Origin of the sequence: Halosolutus amylolyticus (assembly GCF_023566055.1) — an archaeon.
GTDB classification, from domain to species: Archaea; Halobacteriota; Halobacteria; order Halobacteriales; family Natrialbaceae; genus Halosolutus; species Halosolutus amylolyticus.
Map to the genome: position 1 here is coordinate 974366 of NZ_JALIQP010000002.1, position 26326 is coordinate 1000691.

Below are 26326 nucleotides of genomic sequence, written 5' to 3' on the forward strand. Positions count from 1 at the left end.
GACGCCAGTTCCGGCACACCTACGACCCGTCCGATTGGGCCGGGACCTCGGTACAGCAGTCCGTATCAGGGATTCCGGGATGAACGGGCGGTTCGGACGTCGGCACCGTCACGGATCTTGTCCTGACAGTCCGGACAGACGCGGGGATCGTCGACGCCTCGCGGCGTGAAGACGCGCGCGTAGGCCTCGGTCACGAACGCACCACAGTTCTGGCATTCCGGCATTGTCCTGTACGTAACATATAGTAACCAAACAAGTTTTGAGCTACCCACGGCTAAAGCCGTGGGATTCAGCGTGGACTCCCGCTCTGGCCGATTCCTCGGCAGGAGAATAGCCTCCGTTCGCGTTCAACGTCCCGCTGTTCAAGCGCACGCTCAAGGGTGCGCCTCCGTCGCCGCTAGTTTGGTTGCGACGGAGATACCGCAAGCCGATGTTCTTCGCGGCGTTGTAGTCCGCGTGATTCTCGTAGCCGCATTTGAGGCACTCGAAGTCTTTGTCCTCGCGGTTGTCTGGGTGTGTGAATCCGCAGTGCGAGCAACGCCGACTCGTGTTCGCAGGGTCAACCTGCTCAACCGTGATGCCGTGTTCTTCGGCTTTGTACTCAACGTAGTCGTACAAGCGGTCGAACGCCCACTTGTGCCCCCACGACGCGCCAGTTCGCTCGCGAATGCCGGTCAAGTCCTCGAATGCGATGACCGAACACTCGTTCTCACGGGCTTCCGTGACGAGTTCGTTGCTGATGCGGTGGAGCATCTGCTTGAACCGTCCGTCTTCTTTCCGTGCGACGGATTGGATGTTCTCGTGTGCCCAGCGTGTACCACATTGCTGGAGGTCACCACGGCGTTTCTCGTATTCTCTGCGCCAGTGGTCGAACTCGTCGCCCGTCCAGAACGTACCCGTTGAGGTGACGGCGAGGGTGTTTACGCCGAGGTCAACCCCGAGAACCGTTCCGTTCTCGGTGGTTGCCTGTTCCGACGTGTCAGACTTCACGTCCGCCTTGCAATGGATGTGAAGCACCCAGTTACTATCCCGATAGTGCAGTTCCGCACCCGTTGTTTCGTACTTGTCTGAAAATAGGTATTCCGAGTGCGGGGTGCCTCTATCCTCGTCGGGGAGGACGTAGTCGGCTTCGATACGACCGTCAGTGGTGGCGAGGGATACGTAGTCGTCGTGGAACGTCGCGGTTCGCTTGTCGTAGACGACGTGTGGGCTGGTGAACACGGGTTTCGAGGCTTTCTTGCCTTGCTTCCAGCGGGCGACGACGCTCTTGCAGGCTTCAGCGGCCTTGTTCCGAGCGGCTTGCACAAGGCCACCGTTGAAGCCGTCTGTTTTCTCGCGCACGTCGTCGTAAGTTTCGTCGTCCAGTGTGGTTTTGCTGGTGGTGACGTACTCGCCTTTGAAGGCGTGGTCTACGACGTATTGTGCCGACCAGAGGAAGGTGTCTACGGTGTCTTCGAGGAGTGCGGCGTCGTCACTATCCACGTCGAGTGCAACGGGGACGGTACGCCGCACGTCCATATCTTATATGTAGGCGTGTGGTTACTTATTGATTGGGAGTCGGCCTGCCATAGTCGGTGGATTGCGGCACGGGGCTTACGGATTCATCCCACGGCTAAAGCCGTGGGTTTTCTCCTGCATTCCGTATAATTGTGTCGCCTGCTGGTAGCTGAAAATAGTCGAGGGTCGACCGGCATTCGGACGACCGACACGCTATCCGGGACGACATCGGGTTGGGTCGAAACCGGCGCCGACACCGGCAGACCCTGGCGAAAACGGAGTCGATCGGTTCGCGCGGTTACCGGGTCGGCTCCCACCCACAGACGGTACAGGTGGACGCGGACGGGTCGTGGAGCCCGCCACACTCGGGACACTGTTTCTTGTTATACTCTTGCTCCCACCCGATTCGTTCTACCGTGTGACCGCGATCCGAGAGGAATTGATCGAGGACATCGTCACCGGCATCGTTGGGTGAGGTTGCCATAGGTGTGTCAAAGCACACCACGCTATTAAATGATTGGGAAGGCCGAGAAACCTTCCTCATGGTTCCGGACAGGTCACCCAGTCGATCAATCGATCGCCGCGACCGAGCGGCCGACGAGCCGTGACGGATCGGGGAGTGACCCGCGGGTTTTTGCCCGACTCGGCCCAACGGAGACGCATGAGCGACCTGCGCCTCGATGCGACCCAACTCGATCGCTACTCGAGACACGTGATCATGGACGAGATCGGTCCCGAGGGCCAGCAACGGCTCCTCGAGGGGAGCGTCCTCGTCGTGGGAGCGGGGGGACTTGGCTCGCCAGCGATCCAGTACCTCGCCGCGGCCGGGGTCGGCCAGCTGGGGATCGTCGACGACGACGCCGTCGAGCGATCGAACCTCCAGCGACAGATCGTCCACGGCGACGCCGACGTCGGCAGACCCAAGGTGGAGAGCGCGGCGGACTACGTGGCCGCGCTCAACCCGGACGTGGACGTCGAGACCTACGACACTCGTCTCACCGCCGAGAACGTGGCCGACCTGGTCCGCGACTACGACGTCGTCCTCGACGCCAGCGACAACTTCGCAACCCGGTACCTGCTCAACGATCACTGCGTGCTCACCGAGACACCGCTGGCCCACGGTGCGATCTACCGGTTCGAGGGGCAGGTGACCACGTTCACGAACGATCGCGGCGGGGACGACGATCCGCCCTGCTACCGCTGTATCTTCCCCGAGGCCCCCGAACCCGGCACCGTCCCCGACTGCGCCACGACGGGCGTGCTCGGCGTCCTCCCCGGGACCGTCGGCTGCATCCAGGCCACCGAGGTGGTGAAGTACCTGCTCGAGAAGGGCGATCTCCTCGAGGGCCGCCTCCTCATGTACGACGCGATGGCCATGACGTTCGAGACGGTCCCGGTGCAGCCGAACCCGGCCTGTCCGGTCTGTGGCGACGACCCCGAGATCGAATCGATCGAGGACGTGGCCTACGAGGGGACCTGCGAGATTTCGGCCGACTGAGCGCGTTCGAGGCCGCGTCGATCGGGCCAGCATCTTCGCGCACACGACACTCCAGGTGGTGGGGGTCGGCCTCGTCTGTGGCGGGGTCTCGTTTCTCCGGCCCTGGCTCGCCGCCGTGGATCCGTTCGACTAGCTCCGCAACAGGCCGCCGTCGATCGGCAGTTCGACACCGGTGACGAAACTGGCGCGTGGGCTCGAGAGGACGGCGACGATCTCGCCGAGTTCGCGTGGCTCGCCGATGCGGCCCATCGGAATGTCGCTCGCCATGTCGGCGAGACCTTCCTCGTAGTCGTCGTAGGTGCCGCGCTCGACGCGGGCCTCGATCAGTTCCTCGATGCGTGGCGTCTCGATCGTCCCCGGAAGCACTGCATTGGCCCGGATTTCGGGCGCGAACTCCCGTGAGATCGTCTTGACGAGGCCGATCACGCCCCGGCGTACCGAGTTCGAGAGGAGCAGGCCGTCCGCGACCTCCTGCACCGTCCGCGAGGTGATACAGGTGATCGTCCCGTGCGCCGAGTCGAGCAGGTGCGGGTGGGCCTCCTCGATCGTCCAGACGACGCTCATCACCAGCAGGTCGTAGGCCTGATACCAGTCCTGTTCGTCGGTCTCGAGGAAGGTCGTGCTCGGCGGGCCGCCCGAGGACGTGACGAGGTGATCGATCCCGCCGAAGGCGTCGACCGTCTCGCTCACGAGGTGGGAGACGTCGTCGGGGTCGGTGAGGTCGGTCTGGACGGCGAGCACGTCGCCTTCCGCCGTTTCTTCGAGTTCGTCGCGCGCCGCCTCGAGTCGATCGGCGTCGCGACCGCAGATCGTCACGTTCGCACCCTCTTCGGCGATCGCCTGCGCGCTCGCGAAGCCGAGGCCGCTCGACGACGCCGTCACCAGTGCCGCGTTCCCGTCCAGTTCGAGATCCATGTCGGGATCCACAGCGGCGGCGTACTAATCTCTCCGGGACCTGGCAATCGACATCGAAGCCGAGAAACCGACACTGTGGTACCGTCTCGTCGATCTACCCCTATAAATATCCGATAGTACTTCGAACCGGCCGGTATGGCTGGCTACCAGCTGTACACGCTCGTCCCGTCCGACTCGAACGGGGTCGCCGGGCCGAGGGCGATCATCGAGGCCTGGCCCGTCCCAGCGGGCGAGCCCGATAGCTACGGACGGAAGGCGGGTGAGATCCGGTGCTGTGGCGTCGAGGGTAACGCGGCCGGCGTCGTCGTGAATCCCCTACCCGATCCCCGATCGGAAGCTGTTCTTCGCCGACTTTTCGACGGGTACACGATCGATCGTCTCGTCGTCGCCGTCTGTAACGATACGACTGATACCGGCATCGCGTATTTGTACGACGACACGGACCAGGTTCGCGACCGGTACGACGAGTACGAGAACGACGAGCACTGCGGCCGCGGCATTCGCGAGCACTTCGCTACCGAGTGGGGACTCCAGCCGTGGACGATCTGGGATTTCTGGAACGAACGAGGAACCCAGTACACCGTCCGTGGATAGCGAAAATCAGATTTCCGGTCCGATCCGTCCCATCGGTACCGCTCGTGTGACGATCGGTGCGGCTACTCTTGATGACGAACCCGAACCATCCCCTCCGACGTCACGCCGACGATCAGCGGCGTCGATATCTTCCGGCCGGAGACGGCGTTGCCGGCGGCGTCGCTGACGACCTTCATCAGGTCCGGCGCGGTGTGATCGACCTTGACGCCGGCCTCGTCGCAGGCGTCGTAGACCATCTGCGGCACGTTGTAGAGGTCGGTCCCGGCGGGGACGCGGACGCGAACCGGCGCGCGGAGCGCCTCCGCGAAGGCGACGGTCTCCCTGGCCTTCGCCAGGTTCTCGCGGGCGCTGGCCTCGATCGAGGAGACGTTCGCCCGCGACGTGCCGAGTTCGTCGGCGATGTCGGCCTGCGAGACGTCGCGCTCGCGGAGCGCGAGGACCTGGGCCTGCCGGTGGGTCAACACGCTCGTCTCGGGGTCGAAGCCGATGTCCTCGAGCAACGCCTCGACGTCGTCCATCACGGCGACCGCCTCCGGGGAACTCCCACGCTCATACGTCAGGCTAGACGACGGCGAGACCAAAGTTTCCACGGTCCCCCGTCCCCGAAATCGATCCGACGGGTCCCGGGAACCAGGCACCGAAACCGACCCGTTCGGGCGTGCCGCGAGTCCCGGAAGCGTCGGCGATCCGCTCGCGATCGTCGAGTGTTGAGTAGCGTCGAGGTCCCCGGACTGGACGACCGGGAGAGGTCAGTACTGGAGCGGCCAGCGTTCGTCGTCGATCGCCGCGAGTTCCTCCGCGACGCCCTCGGCGAGTCGGTACTCGTCGCCCTCGCGAACGACCGTTCCGGCCCGTTCGAGGTGCTCGAGGTGGGCGTAGGACTCGCCGGGGCCGTGGAGGATATGAATGTCCTCCAGGTCGCCGAACAGGTCGGCACTGACGGTCCAGGTGTCACACGGGCCCAGCCGATCGAGCGCGTCGAGCACCCGGTAGGACCGCTCCTCGTGGTGGTCGATGATGTAGGCGGCCCGATCGGCCGGCTCGTCGATCGGGTCGCGGTGGCCGGGCCAGGCGCGATCGTAGTCGGCGTCGACGATCCCCTGCAGGGCGCGAAGGTACTTCGGGAGCGGGTTCTCCACGCGGACGTCCGCGCCGCCGACGTTTGGCGTGTAGACGGGGAGCAGGGCGTCGCCAGTGAAGGCCTCGCGCCGGCCGTCGAGTTCCGTCTCGAAGAGACACAGCCCCGCCGCGTGGCCCGACGTGTGGACGACGCGGAGTTCGTGACCGTTGACCGAGAACGTCTCGCCGTCTTCGATCGGCGTCACGGTCGGGTTCTCGGTCGACACCTCCGGACCGGCCATCAGGTCCCGGAGCGTCTCGCGGCCGGCCTCGGGCATCCCCCACTGCTCGAAGTAGGCCTCCTGCTGGTCGAACATCTCCTCCCAGGCGTCCGCCTCGCCCGCGACGAGGGGCGCGTCACGCTCGTGGACGTAGACCTCGGCGCCGCTCTCGGCCTGGATCTCGCCCGCCAGGCCGACGTGATCGTGGTGCCAGTGGGTGAGAAAGATCCGATCGACGTCGGCGAACTCGAGGCCGCGGTCCGCGAAGGCGGCCTCGAGTTGTTCCCGGGTCGTCGCCATCCAGTCGCCGGTGTCGATCAGTACCGTCTCGTCGCCGTCCGCGAAGAGGTACGCGTTGTTGTCGCCCTCGAACGCGGAGTTCGACAGCGGAATCCGATCCATGCCTCCCTGTGGCGTAGGGACCGAGAAAATCCTTGCGAGTGCCCCGTCGGCTCCCCGCGGAGGGTCGATCGAACTGTCGTTCGGTACGGACACTGACGGTAACTGAGACGGACGAGATACTGCAAAAACGGCGCGTCACGGCCCTGTCCAGTGACTGTCCACCTGGACGAGTTACGAGCCCCAGAAGTTCTCGCGACTGCCGAGCCGTTCGCGACGGGTTGCCGGGTCGGACTCGTCCTCGTCGGCCTCCGCCTCGGATTCGTCGACCTCGTCCGACGCTTCGTCGTCTTCGGCGTCCGCGAGGTCGTCGGAATCGTCCGACTCCTCCTCGTCCATCGGCAGGAGTTCGAGTTCCTCCGCGCGGGCGTGATTGCTGTGGACGCGGGTGATCTGGACGCGAGCGCGCGCTTCCGGGAGGACGCCGTCGACCATCACGATGAACCCGTCCTCGGTTCGCCCGACGCCGGCACCGCTCTCGTGCATGTCGACGACGTCGACGACGACCTCTTCGCCCGGTTTGACCGGCTGCGTCTTCAGGTCCTCGATCGGCTGGCTGTAGTGATTACACCACTCCTTGCCACCCCGATCGCCGTAGTGTTGACAGCCCATTCCGGAGATCCGTTCGGAAAAGCTCGGACAGTCGTCGGCAAGTGGACAGTCTGCCATGCCCAGTACTACCGGTGGCGACGTTAAACCGTTTCCGTCTTGAGAACGGCAGGCAGTCTCTGCAGCGACTGGTGTGGACGCCGACGAAGCGACGCCGGAAATCCGACATCGAGCGACCAGTGTCGTGTTCTGTCAAGTGAACGCCGAATGCGGAACGGGGCGTTTCGAAAACGTTTACGGGGGGGAAGACAGAGTGATAGATGATGAAAATCCTCGTTACGGTCAAAGAGGTTGCGACCGTCGAAGACGAGTTCGAGATCGAGGGAACCGAAATCGCCGACCAGTACCTCGGTGCCGATCTCAACGAGTGGGACGACTACGCCATCGAAGAGGCCGTCCAGCTCCAGGAAGACGGCATCGCTGACGAGGTGGTCACGGTGACGATCGGTCCCGAAGACTGCGAACAGACCATTCGCCAGGCGCTCGCGAAGGGTGCCGATCGCGCCGTTCGCGTCTGGGACGACGCCCTCGAGGACGTCGACCTGCTCGACGTCGGCGCGAAGACCGAGATCCTCCGCGCCGTCGTCGAGGAGGAGGACCCCGATCTCGTGCTGACGGGCGTCCAGGCCGGCGACGACAGCTTCGCCGCGACCGGCGTCTCGCTGGCCGAGGACCTCGACTTCGAGTGGGGTGCGGTCGTCAACCACCTGGAACACGATTTCGACGACGACACCGCTTCGGTCCGCCGCGAACTCGAAGGCGGCGTCGAGGAACTCACCGAGATCGAACTCCCCGCCGTGCTGACGATCCAGACGGGGATCAACGAGCCGCGCTACGCCAGCCTGCGCGGCATCCGTCAGGCACAGCGCAAGGAACTCGACGTCCAGAGCCTCGCCGATCTCGGCGTCGACGAGAGCGCGATCGAGTCCGAACTCGAACTGACGGACATGTACGAACCCGAGAGCGAGAGCGACGTCACCGTCTGGGAAGGCAGCGCGGAGGACACGGCGTCGGAGCTCGGTGAACTGCTCCGCGAGAAGGGGGTGGCACCATGACGGACGTCCTCGCAATCACCGACCACCGCCGTGGCGACCTGCGCGACGTCAGCTACGAGATCATCACCGCGGGCCGCCAGCTCGCCGACGAAACGGGCGGCGACCTCCACCTCGCCGTCATCAGCGGCACCGTCGACGAGTTCGCCGACAAACTCGATCGCGAGGGTGTCGACGTCATCCACACCGTCGACGTGGGCGAGGAGTTCAACCACAACGTCTACACGCAGGTCGTCACCCAGCTGTACGACGAACTCGCCCCGCAGTACGTCCTCACGCCCAACAGCGTCAACGGCCTCGACTACGCGCCGGCCGTCGCCAACCGCCTCGGCCTGCCGATCGTCACCGACACCGTCGACCTCGATACCGACGGCGAGACGCTGATCGCGACCCGCGAGATGTACGGCGGCAAGGTCGAGACGACGTCCGAACTCGCCGACAACGCCGTCGTCACCATCCGCAGTGCCGAGTGGCCCGTCGCGGAGGGCACCGGTGACGCCGCGATCGAGGCCTTCGACGCCGACATCGACGAGAGTCAGCAGGGCTCGACCGTCACCGGCTTCGAGGAAGTCGGCGGCGGCGACGTCGACATCAGCGAGGCCGACGTGCTCGTCTCCGTCGGCCGCGGGATCGAAGAGGAGGACAACATCCCGATCATCGAGGACCTCGCCGACGCGCTCGACGCGACGGTCTCCTCGTCGCGCCCGATCGTCGACAACGGCTGGCTCCCCAAGAACCGCCAGGTCGGCCAGTCCGGGAAGGTCGTCACGCCCGACGTCTACATCGCGATCGGCATTTCGGGTGCGGTCCAGCACGTCGCTGGCATGAAGGGCTCCGACACGATCGTCGCGATCAACACGGACCCCAACGCGCCGATCATGGACATCGCCGACTACGCGATCCACGACGACCTCTTCGACGTCGTCCCCGCGCTCACCGAAGAATTCCAGTAACACGACTCCACGCATCGTGCGGGTCTCGAGAGCGCGAACGGAGTGAGCGGCCTTTTTTGATCGAGTGTTGTGCGAGGAGCGAGCGCGGTTCGGAGCGAGCGCGGTTCGGAGGCCGAAGGCCGAGAACCGCGACGTAGCGAACGGGGAACGGACGTGACCCGTGAGCCCCGACGGCCGAGAACCGCGACGTAGCGAACGGGGAACGGACGTGACCCGTGAGCCCCGACGGCCGAGAACCGCGGCGTGGCGACTCGGCCCACGGTTTAGACGTAGAATCGTCATCGGCGATTTTCTATTCTAGTTCCGATCGGTAATCCGGTGCGGGAGTAAACGAGCGGACGAGACTGTGCGATAGCCGATATGGCAACTGGAATATGAATATTGCAGCGAGTGCCCAGAACAAATATATACCCGTGATTGGATATCGCACCTATGTCGTTCCGATCGAGTCGGCGGGAGTTAGTGACGGCGATCGGGGTTGCCGGATGCGGCGGCCTCGCTGGCTGTCTCAGTTCGATTCCCGGTCCGAACGTCGATGACGGAGACGGTAGTGGTACCGATCGTACGCTCAAACTAGGGGTGATGCAGCCGATCAGTGGGGATCTGGGTTCTGTGGGGGAACCGATTCGAGACGCCGCGTTGCTGCCGATCGAACAGGTCGACGGCGAGATCGATCTCGAGATCGATTACGAGGTCGTGGACACGGAGACGTCCCCGACGGCCGGCGTCCAGAAGGCGGCGCAACTCGTCGACGCCGGCTATCCGATGGTCAACGGGCCGGCGGCCTCCGACGTGACGCTACAGGCGACCCAGCAGGTGCTCATTCCGTACCGTGCGGTGAGCTGTTCGCCAGGAGCGACGTCGCCGACGATCACGGCACTGAACGACGCCGGACTCGTCTTTCGAACGGCGCTGTCGGACTCGTTGCAGGCGGTCGTCCTCGCCGAGCAGGCGGCGACCGATCTCGGCCACGAGACGGCGGCGACACTGTACATGAACAGCGACTACGGCTGGCAGTTGAGCCAGTCGTTTACCCAGGCCTTCCGGACGGCTCACGACGGGACGGTGTCAGCGCAGGTCCCCCTGAACGAGGGCAAAGATTCCTACGCTGCGGAGATCGAGGAAGCCATGGCGGACGATCCGGGGCTGTTGATCGTGGTCGGCTACCCCGACACGGGTGCCCAGTTGTTCACCGATCTCGGCGACGACCTCGACGACGTCGACGTCCTCGTCACTGACGGCCTCCGGGACGGGAACCTTCACGAAGACGTCGAACGCCCGATCGACGGGATTCGCGGGACCGCGCCGCTCGTCGGCGGACCCGGCGAGGAGTTCTTCACCGAACTGTACGGAGACACGTACGACGCCGAACCGGGGATCTTCACCGCCCACGCCTACGATTCGACGGCCGTTCTCTTGCTCGCCAACGCCTACGCCGGGCAGAACGACGGGACGGCGATCAGGAACGCCATGCAGACGGTCACGAACGAACCCGGCGAGGTGATCGAACCGGACTCGCTCGCCGACGGGCTCGAACTGGCGGCAGCGGGAGAGAACGTCGAGTACCGGGGTGCGTCGAGTCAGCTGTCGTTCGACGAGAACGGGGACGTGATGGACGCGACCTTCGAGTACTGGGAGTTCGATCGGGACGCGGACGGCGGAATTGCCGAACTCGACAGGGTGAGTACGTAATGTCGGTACTCGCAAAGCTAGTGCCGTCGTTCATCAGACGGCGATACCTCGCGAAGTTCGTGATCTCGATTCTGGCGGTCGTCGTGGTTATCGGTGCGGTCGGTGCCGTCAGTTACGCCGAGATCGACGAGACGGTCAGGGCCGACTCGAACGAGCAACTCGAAGCGACCGCCGAGTTGCAGGCGGACGGCATCGGTGACTGGGTCGAATCGATGCGGGTCCAGACGCGGACGGCATCGGCCTCGCCGGTGTTACAGGAGGGCGATCCACAGGAAGTCCAGGGTGAGATCGTCGAGGCGCAGGCGCGGATGTCCGTCGACGTCCGAGCGATCCACTACGTCGACACCGGGAGCGGCGAGGTCGTCACGAGCACTGACGCGAGACTCCGCGGCGAATCGCTCGACAACGTCGAGGATCCGTGGACGGCGACCGATTTCGGCAGCGAACTCGCGTTCGACGACGCGGTCTGGAACTCGGAGGCGGCCTACGAGTCGCCGTCGCTCGGCGACCAGGTGATGGCCTTCGCCAGTCCGGTCACCGAACGCGACGATCGCGTCGTCGTCGTCATCGGGACGCTCGAGTACCGCGTCCAGCAGCTGCAACAGGAAGGGGCGTCGTCGTCGACCGCGATCGTCGACGCGGACGGCTCACCGGTCCTGCAGGCGTCGGACGCGTCGCTGGACGAAACGTCGATCGACGAGACGGCACTCGAGGCCGCCCTCGGCGGTCGGTTGACGCGCGTCGAGGACGAGGACTTCGTCCGGGCGTACACGCCGGTCGGGGACACGCAGTGGGTCGCCGTCACGAGCGTGCCGACCGAACAGGCCTACGGGGTCGCGACCGACGTTGGTACCAACGTCGCGGTGATGCTGCTCGTCAGTCTGCTCGCGCTCGGACTCGTGGGAGTCGTCCTGGGTCGACAGACCGTCGTTCCGCTGACCACGTTGCGCGATCGGACCGAAGCGATGGAGGCCGGGAACCTCGACGTCGACCTCGAGACGTCCCGGACCGACGAGATCGGCCGACTGTTCGACGGCTTCGACAGCATGCGCACGTCGCTTCGCGAACAGATCGAAGAAGCCGAAGCCGCGCGGGAGGACGCCGAACGGGCGCGCGCCGAGACCGAGGCGATCAACCGGCATCTCGAGGCGAAAGCCGACGAGTACCGCGACGTGATGGCGGAGTGTGCCGCCGGCGACCTGACCCAGCGACTCGATCCCGAAAGCGAGAGCGAGGCGATGACCGACATCGCGCGCTCGTTCAACTCGATGGTCGACGAGCTCGAGGAGACGACCGCACACGTCAAGACGTTCGCCACCGAGGTCGCGACGGCGAGCGAGGAAGTGACGACGAGCGCGGAAGAGGTCCGATCGGCCTCCGAGCAGGTGACCGAGTCGATCCAGGAGATCTCCGACGGGTCGGATCAACAGAACCAGCACCTGCAGGCGGTCTCGAACGAGATGAGTGGGTTATCGACGACGACCGAGCAGATCGCGGCGTCCTCGAACGAGGTCGCGGATCTGTCCGAACGGACCGCCGAGACCGGCCGGTACGGCCGGGAAGCGGCCCAGGAGGCGATCGACGGGATGCACGAGATCGAGTCGGAGTCGGCCGAGACCGTCGAGGCAATCGAGGCGCTCGAGCGGGAGATGGAGCAGATCGACGAACTGGTCGAGTTCATCTCGGAGGTCGCCCAGCAGACGAACATGCTCGCGCTGAACGCCAACATCGAGGCCTCGCGCGGTAACGCCGGTGATGCGGGCGAGAACGGGTTCTCCGTCGTCGCGTCCCAGGTCAAAGAACTCGCGAAGGACACGAAAGAGACGGCCGAAGACATCGAGAAGCGACTCGAGCGGATCAACGAGCGGACCGAACACACGGCGACCGAGGTCCAGAAGACCGCCGATCGCATCTCGACGCACGTCGACTCCGTCGAGAACGCGGCGGCGGCGCTCGACGAAATCGCGGACTACGCGAGCCAGACCAACGACGGCGTCCAGGAGATCTCTGCGGCGACCGAAGAGCAGGCCGCCTCGACCCAGGAAGTCGTCGCGATGACCTCGGCAGCGACCGACATCTCCGAGACGACGGCACAGGAGGCCCAGCACGTCGCGGCCGCGGCGGAAGAGCAGACGTCGTCGCTCGCCGAAGTGTCGGACAGCGCGAACTCGCTCGCCGGACAGGCGGCCCGCCTGAGCGAGGCGCTCGATCGGTTCGAGACCGATCGGCGGCCCCAGTCCCCGTCGACGGAGGGCGGTACCGAACTGGCCTTCGAGGAGGGGACGGCGGTCGACGCCGACGACGCGAATTCCACGACGGCCGATACGGACGACGCGGGCGACGATCCGGGCGACGCGGACCCCACGACGGGGTCCGAAACCGACGCGTCGGGATCCGCACCGACCGACGACCCGTTCTCGTTCGACCAGGTGGACGAGTCGTAGGTTCGTCGGAACCGTCACGTACTTTGTAACCCCGTCCTAAGCGCTGGCAATGGAACTTCTGGAGCGCCGTCGGGCGCTGATCGAGGAGCGTCTCGTCGACGTCGTCGACGCCGTCGATCCCGAGACGCTCGGCGAAGAAGTTCGGCACGTCACGCTCTCCGGCGGAAAGCGCGTTCGACCGATGGTCACCATCCTCGCCTGTGAGACGGTCGGCGGGACGGCCGAGGACGCCGTCGACTTCGGCGTCGGAATCGAACTCGTCCACAACGCTTCGCTGGTCGTCGACGATATCATCGATCGCTCCGAGTTACGACGCGGGACGACCAGTGCGTGGGCCGAGTTCGGTCACGGACCGGCGATCATCGCCAGCGACGGACTGCTCGGCGAGGCGTTCGCGCTGTTTTCCGCGGATCCGAACGCGACACAGGTGGTCGCCGAGGCGATGGTGGAACTCGGGATCGGCGAGGCGACCGAACTGTCGGCCAAGCCGGCGAACGAGGAGGAGTACATGACCCTCGCGAGACGCAAGACCGGCGCACTGTTCCGTGCGGCGGCCGAACTCGGCGCGATCGCCGCCGATTCGGATCCGTTTACGGTGGAGGCAGTCGGCGAGTACGCCGAGCGCGTCGGGGTCGCCTTCCAGATCAGGGACGACGTGCTCGACGCGGTCGCCGACGCGGACGACCTCGGCAAACCGACCGGCCACGACGCCGCGCTCGAGCGGCCCTCGGTCGTCCAGGTGACCGACCTCACTCCCGAGGAGGCGAACGAGCGGGCACAGACGGAGGCCGATCGCGCCATCGACGCGCTCGACCGGGTGGACGTCGTCGATCGAGAGGCGCGGGGCTACCTGCAGGAACTGGCGGAGTACGTGGTCGAGCGGGAGCGCTGAGCGGCGCTCATCGCGACGCGCGGTCGGGCTGTCGACCGCCCTCGGAGAACCGGGATTCGGCGACGGCGAAGGCGAGCGTGCTCACGATACCCAGCAGCGTGCCGGCCGTCAACGCCGCCGCGAGGTACGTGATCCCAACCACGTCGAGGAAGAACGCGCTCACCGCGTGGAGCACGATCGCCATCGCGAGGACGTAAAACGGCGCGTTGAGGTAGCGCCACTCGAGCGAGCCCGCGATGTACTCGTCGGTGATCTGGCCGAGGCTCGTGGTGATCCCGGCGGCGGCGAACCACTGGATCGACCCGAACACGAACGCCGCGAGCTGGACGAAGACGTCCGTCTCGCCGGTCGTCGCCGCCTGTTCGGCCTCGAGGGCGTCCAGCCCACTGACGCTGCCGATGACCAGCAAGGTGGCCGCGACGACGTACGCGAGGAGCGTGGTCCGGCCGGCATAGAGCGATCGCCGGGCCCGTTCGACGGTCGCGTCGAGTCGGTCCCCCAGTCCGAGCCCTCGCGATATGAGATAGAGCCCGAGCAGTGCCGAGGTCGTCCCGAGAAAGAAGCCGGGCATGTCGAGCAGGGTGCCGATCAGGGCAAGCGGATAGATGAGCAGGAGGATTCCCAGCGGAATCAGTACCGTCCCCCGCGTTTCGGGGTCGTTCAGCACCTGTTTGATCGTGTAGTACATCGATTCCAGGTTCTGGGCCTGCCTGACGACGACCCGGCGCACGCCGTCGATCGGAACCCGCGAGCGGATGATCGGGATGACGGATTCGTCCTGTGCGCCGTCGGTGACCACGAGCGCGGTGACGTCCTCGGCGGTCGAGAGGCTCGCGAGGACGGTGTCGACTTCCTCGCCGACCTCACGGTTGGCCTGGACGTCACCGTCGTCGTTGCCGGTGACGACGGCGACCTCGACGCTCTCGTCGCGCGCGTCCAGATCGTCGTAGATGTGCAACCCCTGGAAGATGACGTTGGCGTCGGAGTCCTCGGGGTCCGCTGTCGCGAGTGCGACGGCTGCCTCCTCGACCGGGTCGCGGCCGATAACCGGCGTCGAGAAGCCAGTCTTTCGGCCGAGGTCGTCGTCGAGGTCGACACACAGGACCAGCAGCATCTGGTCGTGGTTGAACGCCGCAGTATTTCTCTCTTCTGGGAGGACGGAATCGATCGCGGCCGACGTGGCCGGAACACGGACGTTCGGCGGTCGTCACGCGTCCGGCGATTCGATCACCATCTCGGTCTCGTCGGTCCTGACGCCCTCGATCTCGAACCGCGCACCGCCCGCCCGCGCGTCACGCGCCGCGATCGACCAGCCGTGCGCCGTGACGATCTCCTCGACGATCGCCAGGCCAAGCCCGGTGCCGTCCGCGGCCGTCGTGTGCCCGAACTCGAAGATCGACTCCCGATCGGGCGGGAGCCCGGCCCCGGTGTCCGCGACGTAGAATCCGGCGTCCGTGGCCGGGGCGTCGGATCCCGAATCGACCTCGCCTCGATCGTCTCGCGGCCCCGGCAACGGTCCCACGGAGACGATCATGTGATCGGCGTCAGCGGCGTCGGGGTGGCCCCCGTCCTGACTGCCCGTCGAGCCGTGCTCGATCGCGTTCCGAAAGAGGTTCTCGAACAGTTCCCGGAGACAGGACTCGTCGGCGTAGAGGTCGCGATCGGTCTCGATTTCGAGCCGCGCGTCGCCCGTCTCGACCGTCGCCCACGCGTCGGCGGCGACGTCGGCGAGGGACACCCACTCCTGCTCGCTGACGGCGGTTCCGTGCCTGGCGAGTCCCAGCAGGTCGTCGACGAGTTCCGCCATCCGCGACAGCGACCACCGGAGGTCCTCGAGGTGTGAGCCGTCGGCCCCCTCTTCGAGCAACGCGAGCGATCCCTGGGCGACGTTGAGCGGATTTCTGAGATCGTGGCTGACGAAACCGGCGAACTCCTCGAGGCGCTCGTTCTGGCGCTCGAGTTCGCGCTGGTAGCGCCGGCGCCGGGTGATGTCCCGCATCGCGTGGATCGTCCCCGCGAACTCGCCGTCCTCGAACGGCAGGAGTTTCGTGTGGACGTCGTACACCCGCTCGTCGCCGTCCGCCGTCCGGAACTGGACGTCGTACTTGGCCCGATCGAGATCGACCTCCGAGGAGAGGAGTTTCCGGACCTCCTCGACGTACTGTGTCGTCACCTGCTCGTCGAAGTAGCCGCGATCGATCAGCGTCGGGAATCGCGTTCCGAGCAGATCTGTCCTCGACTCCTCGAACCCGGCCGCGAACTTCGCGTTCATCCAGACGATCCTCGCGTCCGCGTCGAGTACGAACAGTTTGGTGGGAGCCGTCTCGACGATCGTCTCGTACTCGGAGAGGTCCCGCTCTCGCTCCCGGTGGCGGGTGATATCCCGCACGACGCCCACGGAGCCGACGTACGTCCCGTCGTCCGAGCGCAGGGGCGACAGGTTCGCCTCACCCGTCCGACGATCGCCATCGCGCGTTTCGAACGTGAACTCGAATCGGGCGCGATCCCGATCGTCGGATTCGAGCAACCCGTACAGCGTCTTGCGGCCGCGCTCGACCATCTCCTCGTCGAACACCGCCGAGATGTGCCTGCCCAGCAGCCAGTCGCGCTCGTAGCCGAGCAACGCGACCATCGCGTCGTTGACCATCGTGATCGTCCCCCCGTCGTCGAGCATGTACATCGGATCGGCGACCGTCTGGACGAGCGTCCGGTACCGATCGAGCTCCCGCTCGGACCGCGTGCGAATCGCGGACCGCTCCTCGCACTCCGGGACGGCACTGGTGATCCGGGTCGCCAGTTCGTCCGGCCGGTCTCGCCCCTCCTGTTTCGGGACGTAGTCGGTCACTCCCGCACCGATCGCGTCGCTGGCGATCGTCTCGGATCCCGATCCGGGACACAGGATGAACGCCACCCCGGGGTGGCGCTCGCGGACGGTCTCGAAGAAATCGAGGCCGTTCGTTTCGGGCAGGTCGTACCCGCTGACGACGCAGTCGACGTCGTCGGCCCGCTCGTCCAACTGGGAGCGTGCGTCGGAAACGGTAGCCGCGACGGTCACGGTGACGTCGTCGCTGGCCCGCTCGAGGGCCGGTGCCGCGGCGTCACGAACCGCTGGATCGTCGTCGACCCAGAGGACGTTAGTCCCAGTTGCCATTGGATACGCACTGGTATAATATCCTGATATATGAAGATGTGGTCTCGTTGACGTTCGGACCGATCGGGAATGGAGCCGCGATCGAGTGTCCTTTCGGTCTCCCCGGTGTCGCGTCGCGACCATCGGACCCTCATCCGGTGTCGCGTCGCGGACGTCGATCGCCGCGAAACCGGATTCGACGGTTTCGACGGAGGGAGACGTTCTGGCGCGACCCGTTTCGCACGGCTTTTGAGTCTCGGCCCAGTAGCTAGCGTCGAATGATCTCGAAGGGCTGTGAGCAGTGCGCGAAAGGCGGCAAGATGGTGCTGTTCGTCTACGGCTACTGCGACCAGCGCGACTGCTTTTACTGCCCGCTCGGCGAGAACCGCAAGAACGTCACGGACGTCTACGCCAACGAGCGACTCGTCGAGAGCGACGCGGACGTCCTCACGGAGGCAAAACGGATGGACGCCCTCGGTACCTCGATCACCGGCGGCGAACCGCAGGAGGCCCTCGACCGGACCTGTCACTACCTCGAACTACTGAAAGACGAGTTCGGCGAGGACCACCACACCCACCTCTACACCGGCATCACGGGCGGCCGCGAGAACATGCGCCGCCTCTCGGAGGCCGGCCTCGACGAGATCCGCTTTCACCCGCCGTACGAACAGTGGGGCGACCTCCACGGCACGGAGTGGGAAGACATCCTCTATATCGCCCGTGAGGAGGGACTCACCCCCGCGTTCGAGATTCCCGGTATCCGCGCCGAGGAGGAGTTCCTCGACTTTCTGGACGAGGGGGCCGCGGACTTTTGCAACGTCAACGAGTTCGAGATGAGCGACGGCAACTACCGCCGGATGCAGGAACAGGGGTTCGAACTCAAGGAGGACCACATGAGCGCGGTGGACGGCGATCGGGAGGAGATCCTCGACGTGATGGGCGATCACGAGAAGGTCTACTTCTGTACGTCGGTGTTCAAGGACGCCGCCCAGCACCGCCGTCGCCTGAAGCGGATGGCCCGCAACATCCGCCGCGAGTTCGACGACATCACGGACGACGGCACGCTCGTCTACGGGAAGACGACGGCCGCGCCGGAGCGATTCGAGGACCTCGGCGTTCCCGAGGAGTTCTACACGGTCAAGACGAACCACGTCGAGGTCGCGTGGTGGCTCTTGGAGGAGATGATCGACGAAGGCGATCTCGAGGACGGCGAGATCGTCGAGCAGTACCCGACCTACGACGGGCAGGTCGTCGAGCGGACGCCGCTGGCGTAACGACCGCGAGAGCGCGAAGCGATCGAGCGGCTTTTTCATCGAAGTTTTTGCGTGAGTGGTGCGCCCTGGCGCACCCGAACGGAAAAAGTTCGCGACGCGGTACCCGACCGACGACGGGCAGGTCGTCGAGCGGACGCCGCTGGCGTAACGACCGCGAGAGCGCGAAGCGATCGAGCGGGCTGGTGTCGGTTTCGCGAATGAAACGATCGACGACCAGCCAGCGCCGCGTTCGCATCGCATGGTTTGGAAAGAGGCGTGAAACAGCGTGAACTGACGCGTATCGTCTTGGGCACTCCATAGGCGTCTTCCGTCTCGTTCAACGGCGAGCAAACGGACGTGTAGGTACCTATACGACCAATTCATCGTCGAATCGGGGGCGATCGCTTATCGAGCGTGTAATAATGGGGATCGTTCCGGAACGGGTGTCTACAATGCAATTCCGAACCGTCGCCACCGTCGCGGTGGCACTGCTCGTGGCGCTCTCGGGGTGTAGCGCCCTCGGAGGATCGTTCGCGGACGGACCGTCGAACGAGACCGAAACCGAATCAAACGTGAGCGAGGACCTGAACGACAGCGCGTCGGTGGACGGCGAGGACGAAGACGACGACGCGAACGAGACCGACGAAGGGACGGAATCAGACGAGGACGATACGGCTGATAAAGAGTGGTACCCGCCAGCGGAACCGAACCGGCCGCTGGAGGACAAACGCGAGGATCGGATCGAGAGCGTCGAGTTCGTCGACACGGAACCGGCGGCGGACGGCGAGGGCTACTCGAACTTCAACCTCGAAGTCGTCGCCAACACCAGCATGGAGAACGTCGACCCGCCGGAACACGGTGACGTGGTCGGCGAGCCGTACTTCTTCGTCAAGATCAACGAGGACACGCAGAAAATCGTCGAGCGCACGCGGGAAGTCCGGATGGACGAAAACGGCACGTTCCACATCGACGTCCGGCCGGCCGGGATCGAAGAGTTCGGCGAGGGCCCGCTGACGGTCGAAGTCTTCCTGATGGACGAGGACAAGGACTGGGACGACATCTACGCCTCGGTGGGCAAAGAGATCTACTTCAACCCGGATACTGACGATGCAGACGAGGACACCGACGACACGGACGAGAGCACCGACGACACGGATGCTGACTCCGGGACGGACGACTCGAACGCGGACGAAGACACCGACGGCACAGGGGACGACACTGACGAAGAGACCGACACCGAGGATTCGGATTCAGAAGCCGGTGATTCGGGAGGCGACGAGAGCTGAGTGGAACGACGAGAGCTGAGTGGAACGACGAGAACCGAGTGGCAACTCGAACCAACGATCGGCCGATCAATCGATCTCGGTCGGATCGACCTCCGGAAGCGTGATCAGGTTCTCGCGGCCGATCCGGAGTTTCTCGATCTCGCCGTCGTCGTCCATCTGTGAGAGCAGTTGGGAGACCTTGGCGTTCGACCAGCCGGTTTCAGTCACGATCGAGCCCTGTTTCATCCGGCCACCGTTTCGCTTTAACAGCCGGTGAACGCGTTCCTCGTCGCTCAGCAGTTCCGGATCGACGTCGTCTGGTTCCTCGAACGACAACTGCTCTCCACCGTCCGATTCGGCGGCTGCGGGACCGACGTCCGGCGTCCGGCGATCGCCTCCGGGCCCGGCGCCGGGGTCCGTGGCTGGCGCGTCGGGGTCGCGAGAGCCGATCACGGGCAGGCGATCGCGGATCGCCGGCGGGACGTCGATTTCGACGTTCGATCGGCGCCGTACGATGAAGTAGGCGGCCGCCGCGGCGACGACGATCACGAGGAGTGCGACACCGGGGTAGAGCCACGAGTTCTGCGGGCTACCGGCGACGCGAACGAAGACGATATCGAGGTCGCCGTTTTCGAACTGCTGTGGGCCGTTCCAGATGAACGCTCCGTCGTTCGTCGTGGTCGGCGGCGTGTTGAACTCCTCGAAGCTGTAGCCGGGTGGCGACTGGATGACGAGCCGTTGCTCGGACCCGAGATTCGCGAGCCAGGGTCCCTGTGACGTCTCGAACGCGTCCCCGAAGTAAACGTGATCCCCGTCGGTGGTCGCGAAGTTGGTCCAGGTAAACGAGTACGAGATGACGCCGACGCGGTAGTCCTCGTCGGCCGCGTCGGGATCGTCGATCGATTCGACCCGCGGGTCGTCCCAGCCCATCCCTTCGATCGACATGGTACGGCCTGTCGACTGCTCGGCGGTGGCGAGCTGGTTTTCGAACAGCTGTCGATCGTAGTCGACGTCCCGGTTGCCGGCGGTGACTTCTCCGGCGTACGACTCGAACGTCTCGACGTCCTCGTCGTCGGTCAGGAGAAACCGGCTCTCGATCGACCATTCCGCGTCACCGGTTTCGGTCACGTTGATCCGGATCACCTGCGCCGGGTCGGCAGCCTGGAGGGATAACTGCTGATCGTCCTGGATCGACGACGAGGAGGCCGAACCGGAGACAGATATCACTTGTGACTGCTGCACCGCAGGGTCGTGGAGGGACGCCTCGGACGGGGACCGATCGGCTACCGTCGGCGTCCGCGCCGACGGTGCGGCGGCCACCGCCCCCAGCATTGACGTGGCGAGGAGGACTGTGAGGGCGAGTGTAACGGCGGTGGATAACCGCATGCGTATCAACCGGTGGTCCCCCATAGGAAAAAACACTTTCCATCGAAAAAATCCGCCATTACGTTCGTCCCCGGATCGGATCCGCAACCGGGAACGGCAGGAACAGGCACATTACCGGTGCGACCAGCTTTTATATCAGGAGCCCATACAGTGGCTCGATGAAGAGCGCGACGCCCGCCCTCCTCGCGTTTCTCCTCGTCTGTTCGCTCCCCGCGATGACGGTCGTCGCAGTGGGGCCGGCGGCCGAGGGGATTGGCGACGCGAACGACAACCAGCCCCTTCGTTTGCTTCCCCACCAGCAAGGGGATTTACTCCACGCCGAAGGCACGACGAACCGGCTCACGCTGAGCCACGAGGCCACCGACGTTACCAGTAGCCACGCTGAGTACCAGCACGATCTCGGAACGGAGCTCGCGATTACTGATGACGAGCTCAGAATCGACCAGAGCAAGTACGCAATCCTCGATCGAGAGTTCGACGACGCGACCGACGAAGAGCGATCGGAGAAGGCCGAGGCGACGTATAGTCATCTCAAAGACCGGATGGACGCGATAGAAGCCCGCGAAAAACGAGCCGTCCGCGAACACGCTAGCGGCGACATATCTGACGCCGAGTTGCTCCAGACGCTGGTACGAAATTACAGGGAAGCGCTCGTAATTCACGATACGCTCTCCGAACTAGACGACCGGACGGACAGAATTTCGGGTTATTCGGTACCGCGAGAGCAACTCCGAGCAGATCGTACGATCCTCGACTTTCATCAAACGCAGATTCGATCCTCCCTGGAAGCATCGTCGAGAACGCAACAAAAAGTTCTGCTCGAAACCTCACAAAACGGATACAGTCTCGCGATGATACGCGGCGGGACGTACATCGTCGAAACGACACGGTTCGATAACCGGGATACGAACTCCCCAAATCAGTTCGAAGAGTTCGAAGGAATGATAGAACGGACGAGCGAACTGTACCCGTGGGCGGGAAGTGACGAATACGGCTCGCCCCACTACCAGGACAATAGCTACGAGAACCTCTACTGGATAGATATTCTTCACCAGCAGGGCTCCCTCGAGGTGTATCTCGACGCTGGGTCCGGTGACGTGCATCGCGAAGTGCAGGAACTATCGATGGCGAAACTGCCCCAGTCTGAAACCGAGACCTGGTCCAACGACGGCCTCGAACTCACGCTCAACCGGACGCCGGCGAACGGTCCGGCACAGGTGAAGGTGGTCGACGCAGTCTCGGGCGAACCCCAGGCGGCGACGATCACGATCGACGGCTACGAATTCGGCGAGACCGACGGCGACGACGGGACGCTCTGGATCCTCCCGCCATCCGGGGAGTACGAACTGGGTGCCGAGACGGAAACCGGGAGCATCAACACGACCGTCTCGGGCTAACGAATTGCGTTCGATCGCGTCCGGCAGGGCCTCGCCCGTCGGATGCCGGCGTTTATAACTGAAGGAGAGGCCATGCTGGCTCGTGATCGGACGGTCGGAGAGTTGGGCCGACGAGCCCCCGCATCGGGAGCGTGGCGTCAGCCCGATCGTCGGCCTGCTGGCACTCCTCGCGGTTACCGTCGCGCTCGCGACGATCGTCGCCGTCGGAGCCAGCACGGTGTCGATCGGGTCGACCGGGCCGACGGCCGCGTTCGACCTCGCCGTCGACGGATCGACGATCACGATCGACCACCTGGCCGGTGACGCGATCGACGTGGCGGCGCTCTCGGTGACGATTGCAGTGGACGGAACCGAACTGGACAGTCAGCCGCCGGTCCCGTTCGTCGGGGCCGAAGGGTTCGACGGCGCGCCGTCGGGGCCGTTCAACGCGAAATCGGATCGGACGTGGCGATCGGGGACGACTGCCGGGGTCACCGTCGCCGACACGAACGCGCCCGAGATAGAGCGCGGCGATTCGGTGGCGGTCACGCTGGTCGTCGACGGGGAGGCGGTCGCGACGCTCGAGACGACGAGTCGGTGAGATCCGCACGAAAAACGGGCAGGGCGGCGGCGTCGTGGAGACCAGCGTTCGAGTTCTGAGATCCGTTACTCGGGTGCCCGGCCGATCGTCGTGATCGCGACGTCGGGATCGTACGACGGCCCCTGGAACAGGTGTTGCACGTCCTCGAAGCCGGCGGTCTTGAACATCCGATCGGCCTCGTACTCGTCGTAAAAGAGCATTATCGAGTCGGCGAGTCGCTGTGCGAGGAAATTGTCGGGATAGTTGGGGCCGACGACGAGCACCTGCCCGCCGGGTTTCAGCACGCGGCGGAACTCACGGAGCGCGAGGATCGGGGTGGGCCAGTACTCGATCGAGCCGGAGGACCAGACGACGTCAAACGTGTCCGTCGCGAACGGGAGCCGTTCGGCGTCCCCACGGTGGAAGTGTACCGGTGGGGCGCGTTTCCCGAACTTCGCGTAGGCCTGTTCGAGTTGGTGTCGACTCTGGTCGAGCGCGTACACTTCGTCGACGTGCTCGAGGAGACCCTCGGTCGCGAACCCGGTGCCACAGCCGACGTCGAGAACCGTCATGTCGTCCTCGAGGTCGAGCAACGAGAGGGCCTCGGCTCGCATGTCCTCGGTCCAGACGAACGGGTTGACCTGGTCGTACACCTTCGAGAGGTACTTGTAGAACAGTCGAGCACGGGCCTTGTTCTCGAGAACTCCCATTGTGCGGGAGTTTCGGTCCGAGGAAAATATGTCTGCCGTTCCCGGTGGAACGGTGGCCTGGTAATCCTGAACTACTCCCCGACGAACGCCGAGCGCGGCGAGGTGCTTTCGCAACTACCATATACGCGCTCTGGCAAACATCCGTTTGCTTAGAGTATGCCGAGGCCAGAGGTTCTCGAACGAATTAAGTCGGCGGAAGAAGAGGCCGACGAGATCGTCGCATTGGCAGACAACGACCGCGACGAGCGAATAGCCGAGGCCCGGGAACGTGCCGAGGAGATTCGCACGGAAGCGGAACAGGAGGCGCAGGAGTTGAAAGAGCGCCGCCTGGAGGAGGCTCGCGAAGAGATCGACGCGGAGTGCGAGCGCGTCCTCGAAGACGGCGAACAGGAGCGCGAGGAACTCGCCGAGCGCGCCCGGACCCGGGTCGACGAAGTGACCGACCACGTCGTCGAACTGTTCCAGGAGGACGTCCATGCTCAGACCTGAGCAAATGAGCAAGGTCTCGGTGACCGGCTCCAAGGGCATCATGCCCACGGTCATCGAGACGATCCACGGACTGAACCTGGTGCACCTCTCGGACTACGACGGCTCCTGGGAGGGGTTCGACAACGGCAACCCGATCGAGGGTGCCGACGACGCCTCCGAGAAGCTGGTAACCGTCCGCGCCCTCGAGAGCACGCTCGGACTGTCCGACGCGGACGTCGCGCCGGGCACGATCGAGGACGACTGGGAGGAGCGACTCGAGGAGATCCGCACGCGGGTCAACGACCTCGACGATCGGCGAACGGAGGTCCGCGAGCAACTGCGCCGGGTCAAAGAGCGGATCGACCGCGTCGCCCCGTTCGCGGAACTCGGGATCGACCTCGATCTGCTGTCGGGGTACGACTCCGTCGAAGTGCTCGTCGGGGAAGGCCCACAGGAGGCGATCGAGGGAGCGCTCGACGCGTCGGACGATATCCGGGCGTTCGAGACGTTCACCGGTGGCGACGTCGTGGCGATCGTCGCCGCGCCCACCGACGACGCAGAACCGGGCGTCATCGACGACGCCCTCGTCGGCGTGGAGTTCGCCCGCCACGAGGTGCCCGACACCGAGAAGAGTCCCGAAGCGTACGTCGACGAACTCGAGTCGCGCAGAGCCGACCTCGAGTCGAAACTCGAGGACGTCGACGCTGATCTCGAACAGATCCGCGGGACGGAGGGGTCGTTCCTCCTGCGCGTCGAGGAGGAGCTCACGATCGAGGTCCAGCGCGCGGAAGCGCCGCTGCAGTTCGCGACGAGCAAGCACGCGTTCATCGCCGAGGGCTGGATCCCGACCGACGAGTACGACACCCTCGTCGCGGCGCTGAACGACGCCGTCGGTGACAGCATCGAGATCGAAGAGCTAGAGCGCGCGGACTACGATCGCCACGGCGCGCATACCCACACCGAAGACGTCCAGAAAGGGGCGCCGGCAGCGGCCGACGACGACGAAAGCGCCGCCGAAGCGGACGACGAGCCGCAGAAGGCCGTCACGGACGGCGGCTCTGCGGTCACGATGGGCGACGAACCGCCGACGGTACAGGACAATCCGGGACCCGCCAAACCGTTCGAGGTCCTGGTACAGGCGGTCAACCGACCGAAGTACAGCGAGCTCGACCCGACGATCTTCCTGTTCCTGACGTTCCCGGCGTTCTTCGGGTTCATGATCGGCGACGTCGGGTACGGGATCCTGTACGTGGCGATCGGCGCGTACATGGCGACCCAGTTCGACAGCAAAGGCATCACCAGTCTCGGCGGCGTCGCCATCTGGGCCGGCATCTTTACGATCCTCTTCGGGATCGTCTACGGCGAAATCTTCGGGCTGCACGTGCTTGGAGAGGTCATCTGGCACGACACGCTGAACGTCGAACTGCTCCCACTCAACAAGGGACTCGAGCCGGCAGCCGCGGACTTCGCGCTCGGCTGGATGGTCATCAGCGTGCTCGCCGGAATCGTCCACCTCAACATCGGGTACATCGTGGACTTCTACGAGAACCTGAGCCACGGCGTCAAGGACGCGCTCCTCCACAGCGGGTCGTGGATCCTGATGCTCAACGGCATCTGGATCTGGATCTTCTCGACGCACGGAGAAGGTTCGAAGCCGGACTTCCTGTTCACGACGTTCGCCAGTGACGGACCGTTCCCGATCGGGTTCGCCGGGTTCCCGGAGTGGGGACTCGTGACGATCCCGCTAGGATTCACCGAGTTCCTGCTGACGGCTCCGTTGCTCGTCTTCCTCGTCGGGCTCGCCATGCTCGCGATCAGCGAACCCGTCGAGATCGTCGAGTCGCTCGACGTCGTCGTCAACGTCTTCTCGTACACCCGGATGGGAGCCGTGTTGCTCGCGAAGGCCGGCATGGCCTTCGTGGTCAACCTCCTGTTCTTCGGCGGGTACGAGGACCCAGACGGCGCGTTCCACTTCCTGGGCTCGGCCGGACACGAACCGGCCTACGTCGCCGAACACTACGGCGGCGAAGCCACCCTCATCTTCGACGGCCTCATGCACATGGGAGGCATCGCCGGACTGCTCGGCGGGCTCGTCATCCTCGTCCTCGGGCACGTCGTCGTGCTAGTGCTTGGCGTGACAAGCGCCGGCTTACAGGGTGTGCGCCTCGAGTACGTCGAATTCTTTAACAAGTTTTATGAGGGCGGTGGGGCGAACTACGAACCGTTCGGACACGATCGAAATCACAGTGCGGAGTAACTGATAACTGATACCA

Annotated in this window: 24 protein-coding genes; 13 read left to right on the forward strand and 11 right to left on the reverse strand. The window is 64.8% G+C overall.

Annotation, left to right across the window (positions count from 1 at the left end):
- Positions 1 to 65: 65 nt before the first annotated feature.
- The 3 genes from MUN73_RS11220 to MUN73_RS11230 form a co-directional block, all read right to left on the reverse strand.
- Positions 66 to 224 (reverse strand): DUF7563 family protein, encoded by a 159-nt coding sequence (locus MUN73_RS11220; protein ID WP_250140556.1) that lies wholly within the window; start codon positions 222 to 224, stop codon positions 66 to 68.
- A 40-nt stretch (positions 225 to 264) separates the two neighbouring features.
- Entirely contained in the window at positions 265 to 1518 is a 1254-nt protein-coding gene (locus MUN73_RS11225; protein WP_250140557.1) for an RNA-guided endonuclease InsQ/TnpB family protein, read from the reverse strand.
- A 277-nt stretch (positions 1519 to 1795) separates the two neighbouring features.
- Complete coding sequence (locus MUN73_RS11230) at positions 1796 to 1981, reverse strand: HVO_0416 family zinc finger protein (RefSeq protein WP_250140558.1); 186 nt, start codon at positions 1979 to 1981, stop codon at positions 1796 to 1798.
- A 177-nt stretch (positions 1982 to 2158) separates the two neighbouring features.
- Between MUN73_RS11230 and ubaA the strand changes: the two genes are divergently transcribed.
- A complete protein-coding gene (gene ubaA, locus MUN73_RS11235; protein WP_250140559.1) occupies positions 2159 to 2995 on the forward strand; it encodes an SAMP-activating enzyme E1 in 837 nt (278 codons plus the stop codon).
- Positions 2996 to 3124: 129 nt separating this feature from the next.
- Here the strand turns inward: ubaA and MUN73_RS11240 are convergent, their stop codons facing one another.
- On the reverse strand, positions 3125 to 3910 hold the full coding sequence (locus MUN73_RS11240; protein ID WP_250140560.1) for an SDR family oxidoreductase: 786 nt from the start codon (positions 3908 to 3910) through the stop codon (positions 3125 to 3127).
- A 135-nt stretch (positions 3911 to 4045) separates the two neighbouring features.
- On the opposite strand from MUN73_RS11240, the gene MUN73_RS11245 reads away from it, so the two are divergent.
- The gene (locus tag MUN73_RS11245; protein ID WP_250140561.1) at positions 4046 to 4504 is read left to right on the forward strand and encodes a hypothetical protein; all 459 of its coding nucleotides are present in this window, start codon (positions 4046 to 4048) and stop codon (positions 4502 to 4504) included.
- A 62-nt stretch (positions 4505 to 4566) separates the two neighbouring features.
- Here MUN73_RS11245 and MUN73_RS11250 read toward each other — a convergent pair whose 3' ends face one another.
- The 3 genes from MUN73_RS11250 to MUN73_RS11260 all read right to left on the reverse strand — a co-directional run bounded on the left by MUN73_RS11250 (position 4567) and on the right by MUN73_RS11260 (position 6912).
- Positions 4567 to 5025 carry a Tfx family DNA-binding protein gene (locus MUN73_RS11250; protein ID WP_250140562.1) on the reverse strand — a complete coding sequence of 153 codons (459 nt, stop codon included), beginning with the start codon at positions 5023 to 5025 and terminating at the stop codon, positions 4567 to 4569.
- 228 nt (positions 5026 to 5253) lie between these two features.
- Complete coding sequence (locus MUN73_RS11255; RefSeq protein ID WP_250140563.1) at positions 5254 to 6246, reverse strand: MBL fold metallo-hydrolase; 993 nt, start codon at positions 6244 to 6246, stop codon at positions 5254 to 5256.
- Between the two features lie 171 nt (positions 6247 to 6417).
- The gene (locus tag MUN73_RS11260; RefSeq protein WP_250140564.1) at positions 6418 to 6912 is read right to left on the reverse strand and encodes a TRAM domain-containing protein; all 495 of its coding nucleotides are present in this window, start codon (positions 6910 to 6912) and stop codon (positions 6418 to 6420) included.
- A 203-nt stretch (positions 6913 to 7115) separates the two neighbouring features.
- Between MUN73_RS11260 and MUN73_RS11265 the strand changes: the two genes are divergently transcribed.
- The 5 genes from MUN73_RS11265 to MUN73_RS11285 all read left to right on the forward strand — a co-directional run bounded on the left by MUN73_RS11265 (position 7116) and on the right by MUN73_RS11285 (position 13885).
- A complete protein-coding gene (locus tag MUN73_RS11265; protein WP_250140565.1) occupies positions 7116 to 7907 on the forward strand; it encodes an electron transfer flavoprotein subunit beta/FixA family protein in 792 nt (263 codons plus the stop codon).
- A complete protein-coding gene (locus MUN73_RS11270) occupies positions 7904 to 8857 on the forward strand; it encodes an electron transfer flavoprotein subunit alpha/FixB family protein (protein WP_250140566.1) in 954 nt (317 codons plus the stop codon). The genes MUN73_RS11265 and MUN73_RS11270 overlap by 4 nt, the downstream gene beginning before the upstream one ends.
- Before the next feature lie 432 nt (positions 8858 to 9289).
- Complete coding sequence (locus MUN73_RS11275) at positions 9290 to 10549, forward strand: ABC transporter substrate-binding protein (protein WP_250140567.1); 1260 nt, start codon at positions 9290 to 9292, stop codon at positions 10547 to 10549.
- A complete protein-coding gene (locus MUN73_RS11280; RefSeq protein WP_250140568.1) occupies positions 10549 to 12993 on the forward strand; it encodes a methyl-accepting chemotaxis protein in 2445 nt (814 codons plus the stop codon). Before MUN73_RS11275 ends, MUN73_RS11280 begins: the two co-directional genes overlap by 1 nt.
- Before the next feature lie 49 nt (positions 12994 to 13042).
- Complete coding sequence (locus MUN73_RS11285) at positions 13043 to 13885, forward strand: polyprenyl synthetase family protein (protein WP_250140569.1); 843 nt, start codon at positions 13043 to 13045, stop codon at positions 13883 to 13885.
- A gap of 7 nt (positions 13886 to 13892) precedes the next feature.
- Here the strand turns inward: MUN73_RS11285 and MUN73_RS11290 are convergent, their stop codons facing one another.
- Both MUN73_RS11290 and MUN73_RS11295 read right to left on the reverse strand, forming a co-directional pair.
- A complete protein-coding gene (locus MUN73_RS11290; RefSeq protein ID WP_250140570.1) occupies positions 13893 to 14999 on the reverse strand; it encodes a DUF373 family protein in 1107 nt (368 codons plus the stop codon).
- A gap of 93 nt (positions 15000 to 15092) precedes the next feature.
- The gene (locus MUN73_RS11295) at positions 15093 to 17036 is read right to left on the reverse strand and encodes a PAS domain S-box protein (protein ID WP_250140571.1); all 1944 of its coding nucleotides are present in this window, start codon (positions 17034 to 17036) and stop codon (positions 15093 to 15095) included.
- 257 nt (positions 17037 to 17293) lie between these two features.
- On the opposite strand from MUN73_RS11295, the gene MUN73_RS11300 reads away from it, so the two are divergent.
- Positions 17294 to 18289 carry a radical SAM protein gene (locus MUN73_RS11300; RefSeq protein ID WP_250140572.1) on the forward strand — a complete coding sequence of 332 codons (996 nt, stop codon included), beginning with the start codon at positions 17294 to 17296 and terminating at the stop codon, positions 18287 to 18289.
- Positions 18290 to 18720: 431 nt separating this feature from the next.
- Positions 18721 to 19554, forward strand: a complete 834-nt coding sequence (locus MUN73_RS11305; RefSeq protein WP_250140573.1) for a hypothetical protein — start codon at positions 18721 to 18723, stop codon at positions 19552 to 19554.
- Between the two features lie 66 nt (positions 19555 to 19620).
- On the opposite strand, the gene MUN73_RS11310 is transcribed toward MUN73_RS11305, so the two are convergent.
- Positions 19621 to 20919, reverse strand: a complete 1299-nt coding sequence (locus tag MUN73_RS11310) for a helix-turn-helix transcriptional regulator (protein WP_250140574.1) — start codon at positions 20917 to 20919, stop codon at positions 19621 to 19623.
- 158 nt (positions 20920 to 21077) lie between these two features.
- Here MUN73_RS11310 and MUN73_RS11315 point away from each other — a divergent pair, with 158 nt between their 5' ends.
- Entirely contained in the window at positions 21078 to 22316 is a 1239-nt protein-coding gene (locus MUN73_RS11315; RefSeq protein ID WP_250140575.1) for a DUF7096 domain-containing protein, read from the forward strand.
- A gap of 82 nt (positions 22317 to 22398) precedes the next feature.
- Complete coding sequence (locus MUN73_RS11320) at positions 22399 to 22896, forward strand: type IV pilin N-terminal domain-containing protein (RefSeq protein WP_250140576.1); 498 nt, start codon at positions 22399 to 22401, stop codon at positions 22894 to 22896.
- 65 nt (positions 22897 to 22961) lie between these two features.
- Here MUN73_RS11320 and MUN73_RS11325 read toward each other — a convergent pair whose 3' ends face one another.
- Positions 22962 to 23585: a methyltransferase domain-containing protein gene (locus MUN73_RS11325; RefSeq protein ID WP_250140577.1), complete on the reverse strand. Its 624-nt coding sequence runs from the start codon at positions 23583 to 23585 to the stop codon at positions 22962 to 22964.
- Between the two features lie 156 nt (positions 23586 to 23741).
- Here MUN73_RS11325 and ahaH point away from each other — a divergent pair, with 156 nt between their 5' ends.
- Together ahaH and MUN73_RS11335 are read left to right on the forward strand one after the other, a co-directional pair.
- The gene (ahaH, locus tag MUN73_RS11330) at positions 23742 to 24074 is read left to right on the forward strand and encodes an ATP synthase archaeal subunit H (RefSeq protein WP_250140578.1); all 333 of its coding nucleotides are present in this window, start codon (positions 23742 to 23744) and stop codon (positions 24072 to 24074) included.
- Positions 24061 to 26310: a V-type ATP synthase subunit I gene (locus MUN73_RS11335; protein ID WP_250140579.1), complete on the forward strand. Its 2250-nt coding sequence runs from the start codon at positions 24061 to 24063 to the stop codon at positions 26308 to 26310. The genes ahaH and MUN73_RS11335 overlap by 14 nt, the downstream gene beginning before the upstream one ends.
- Positions 26311 to 26326 lie beyond the last annotated feature (16 nt).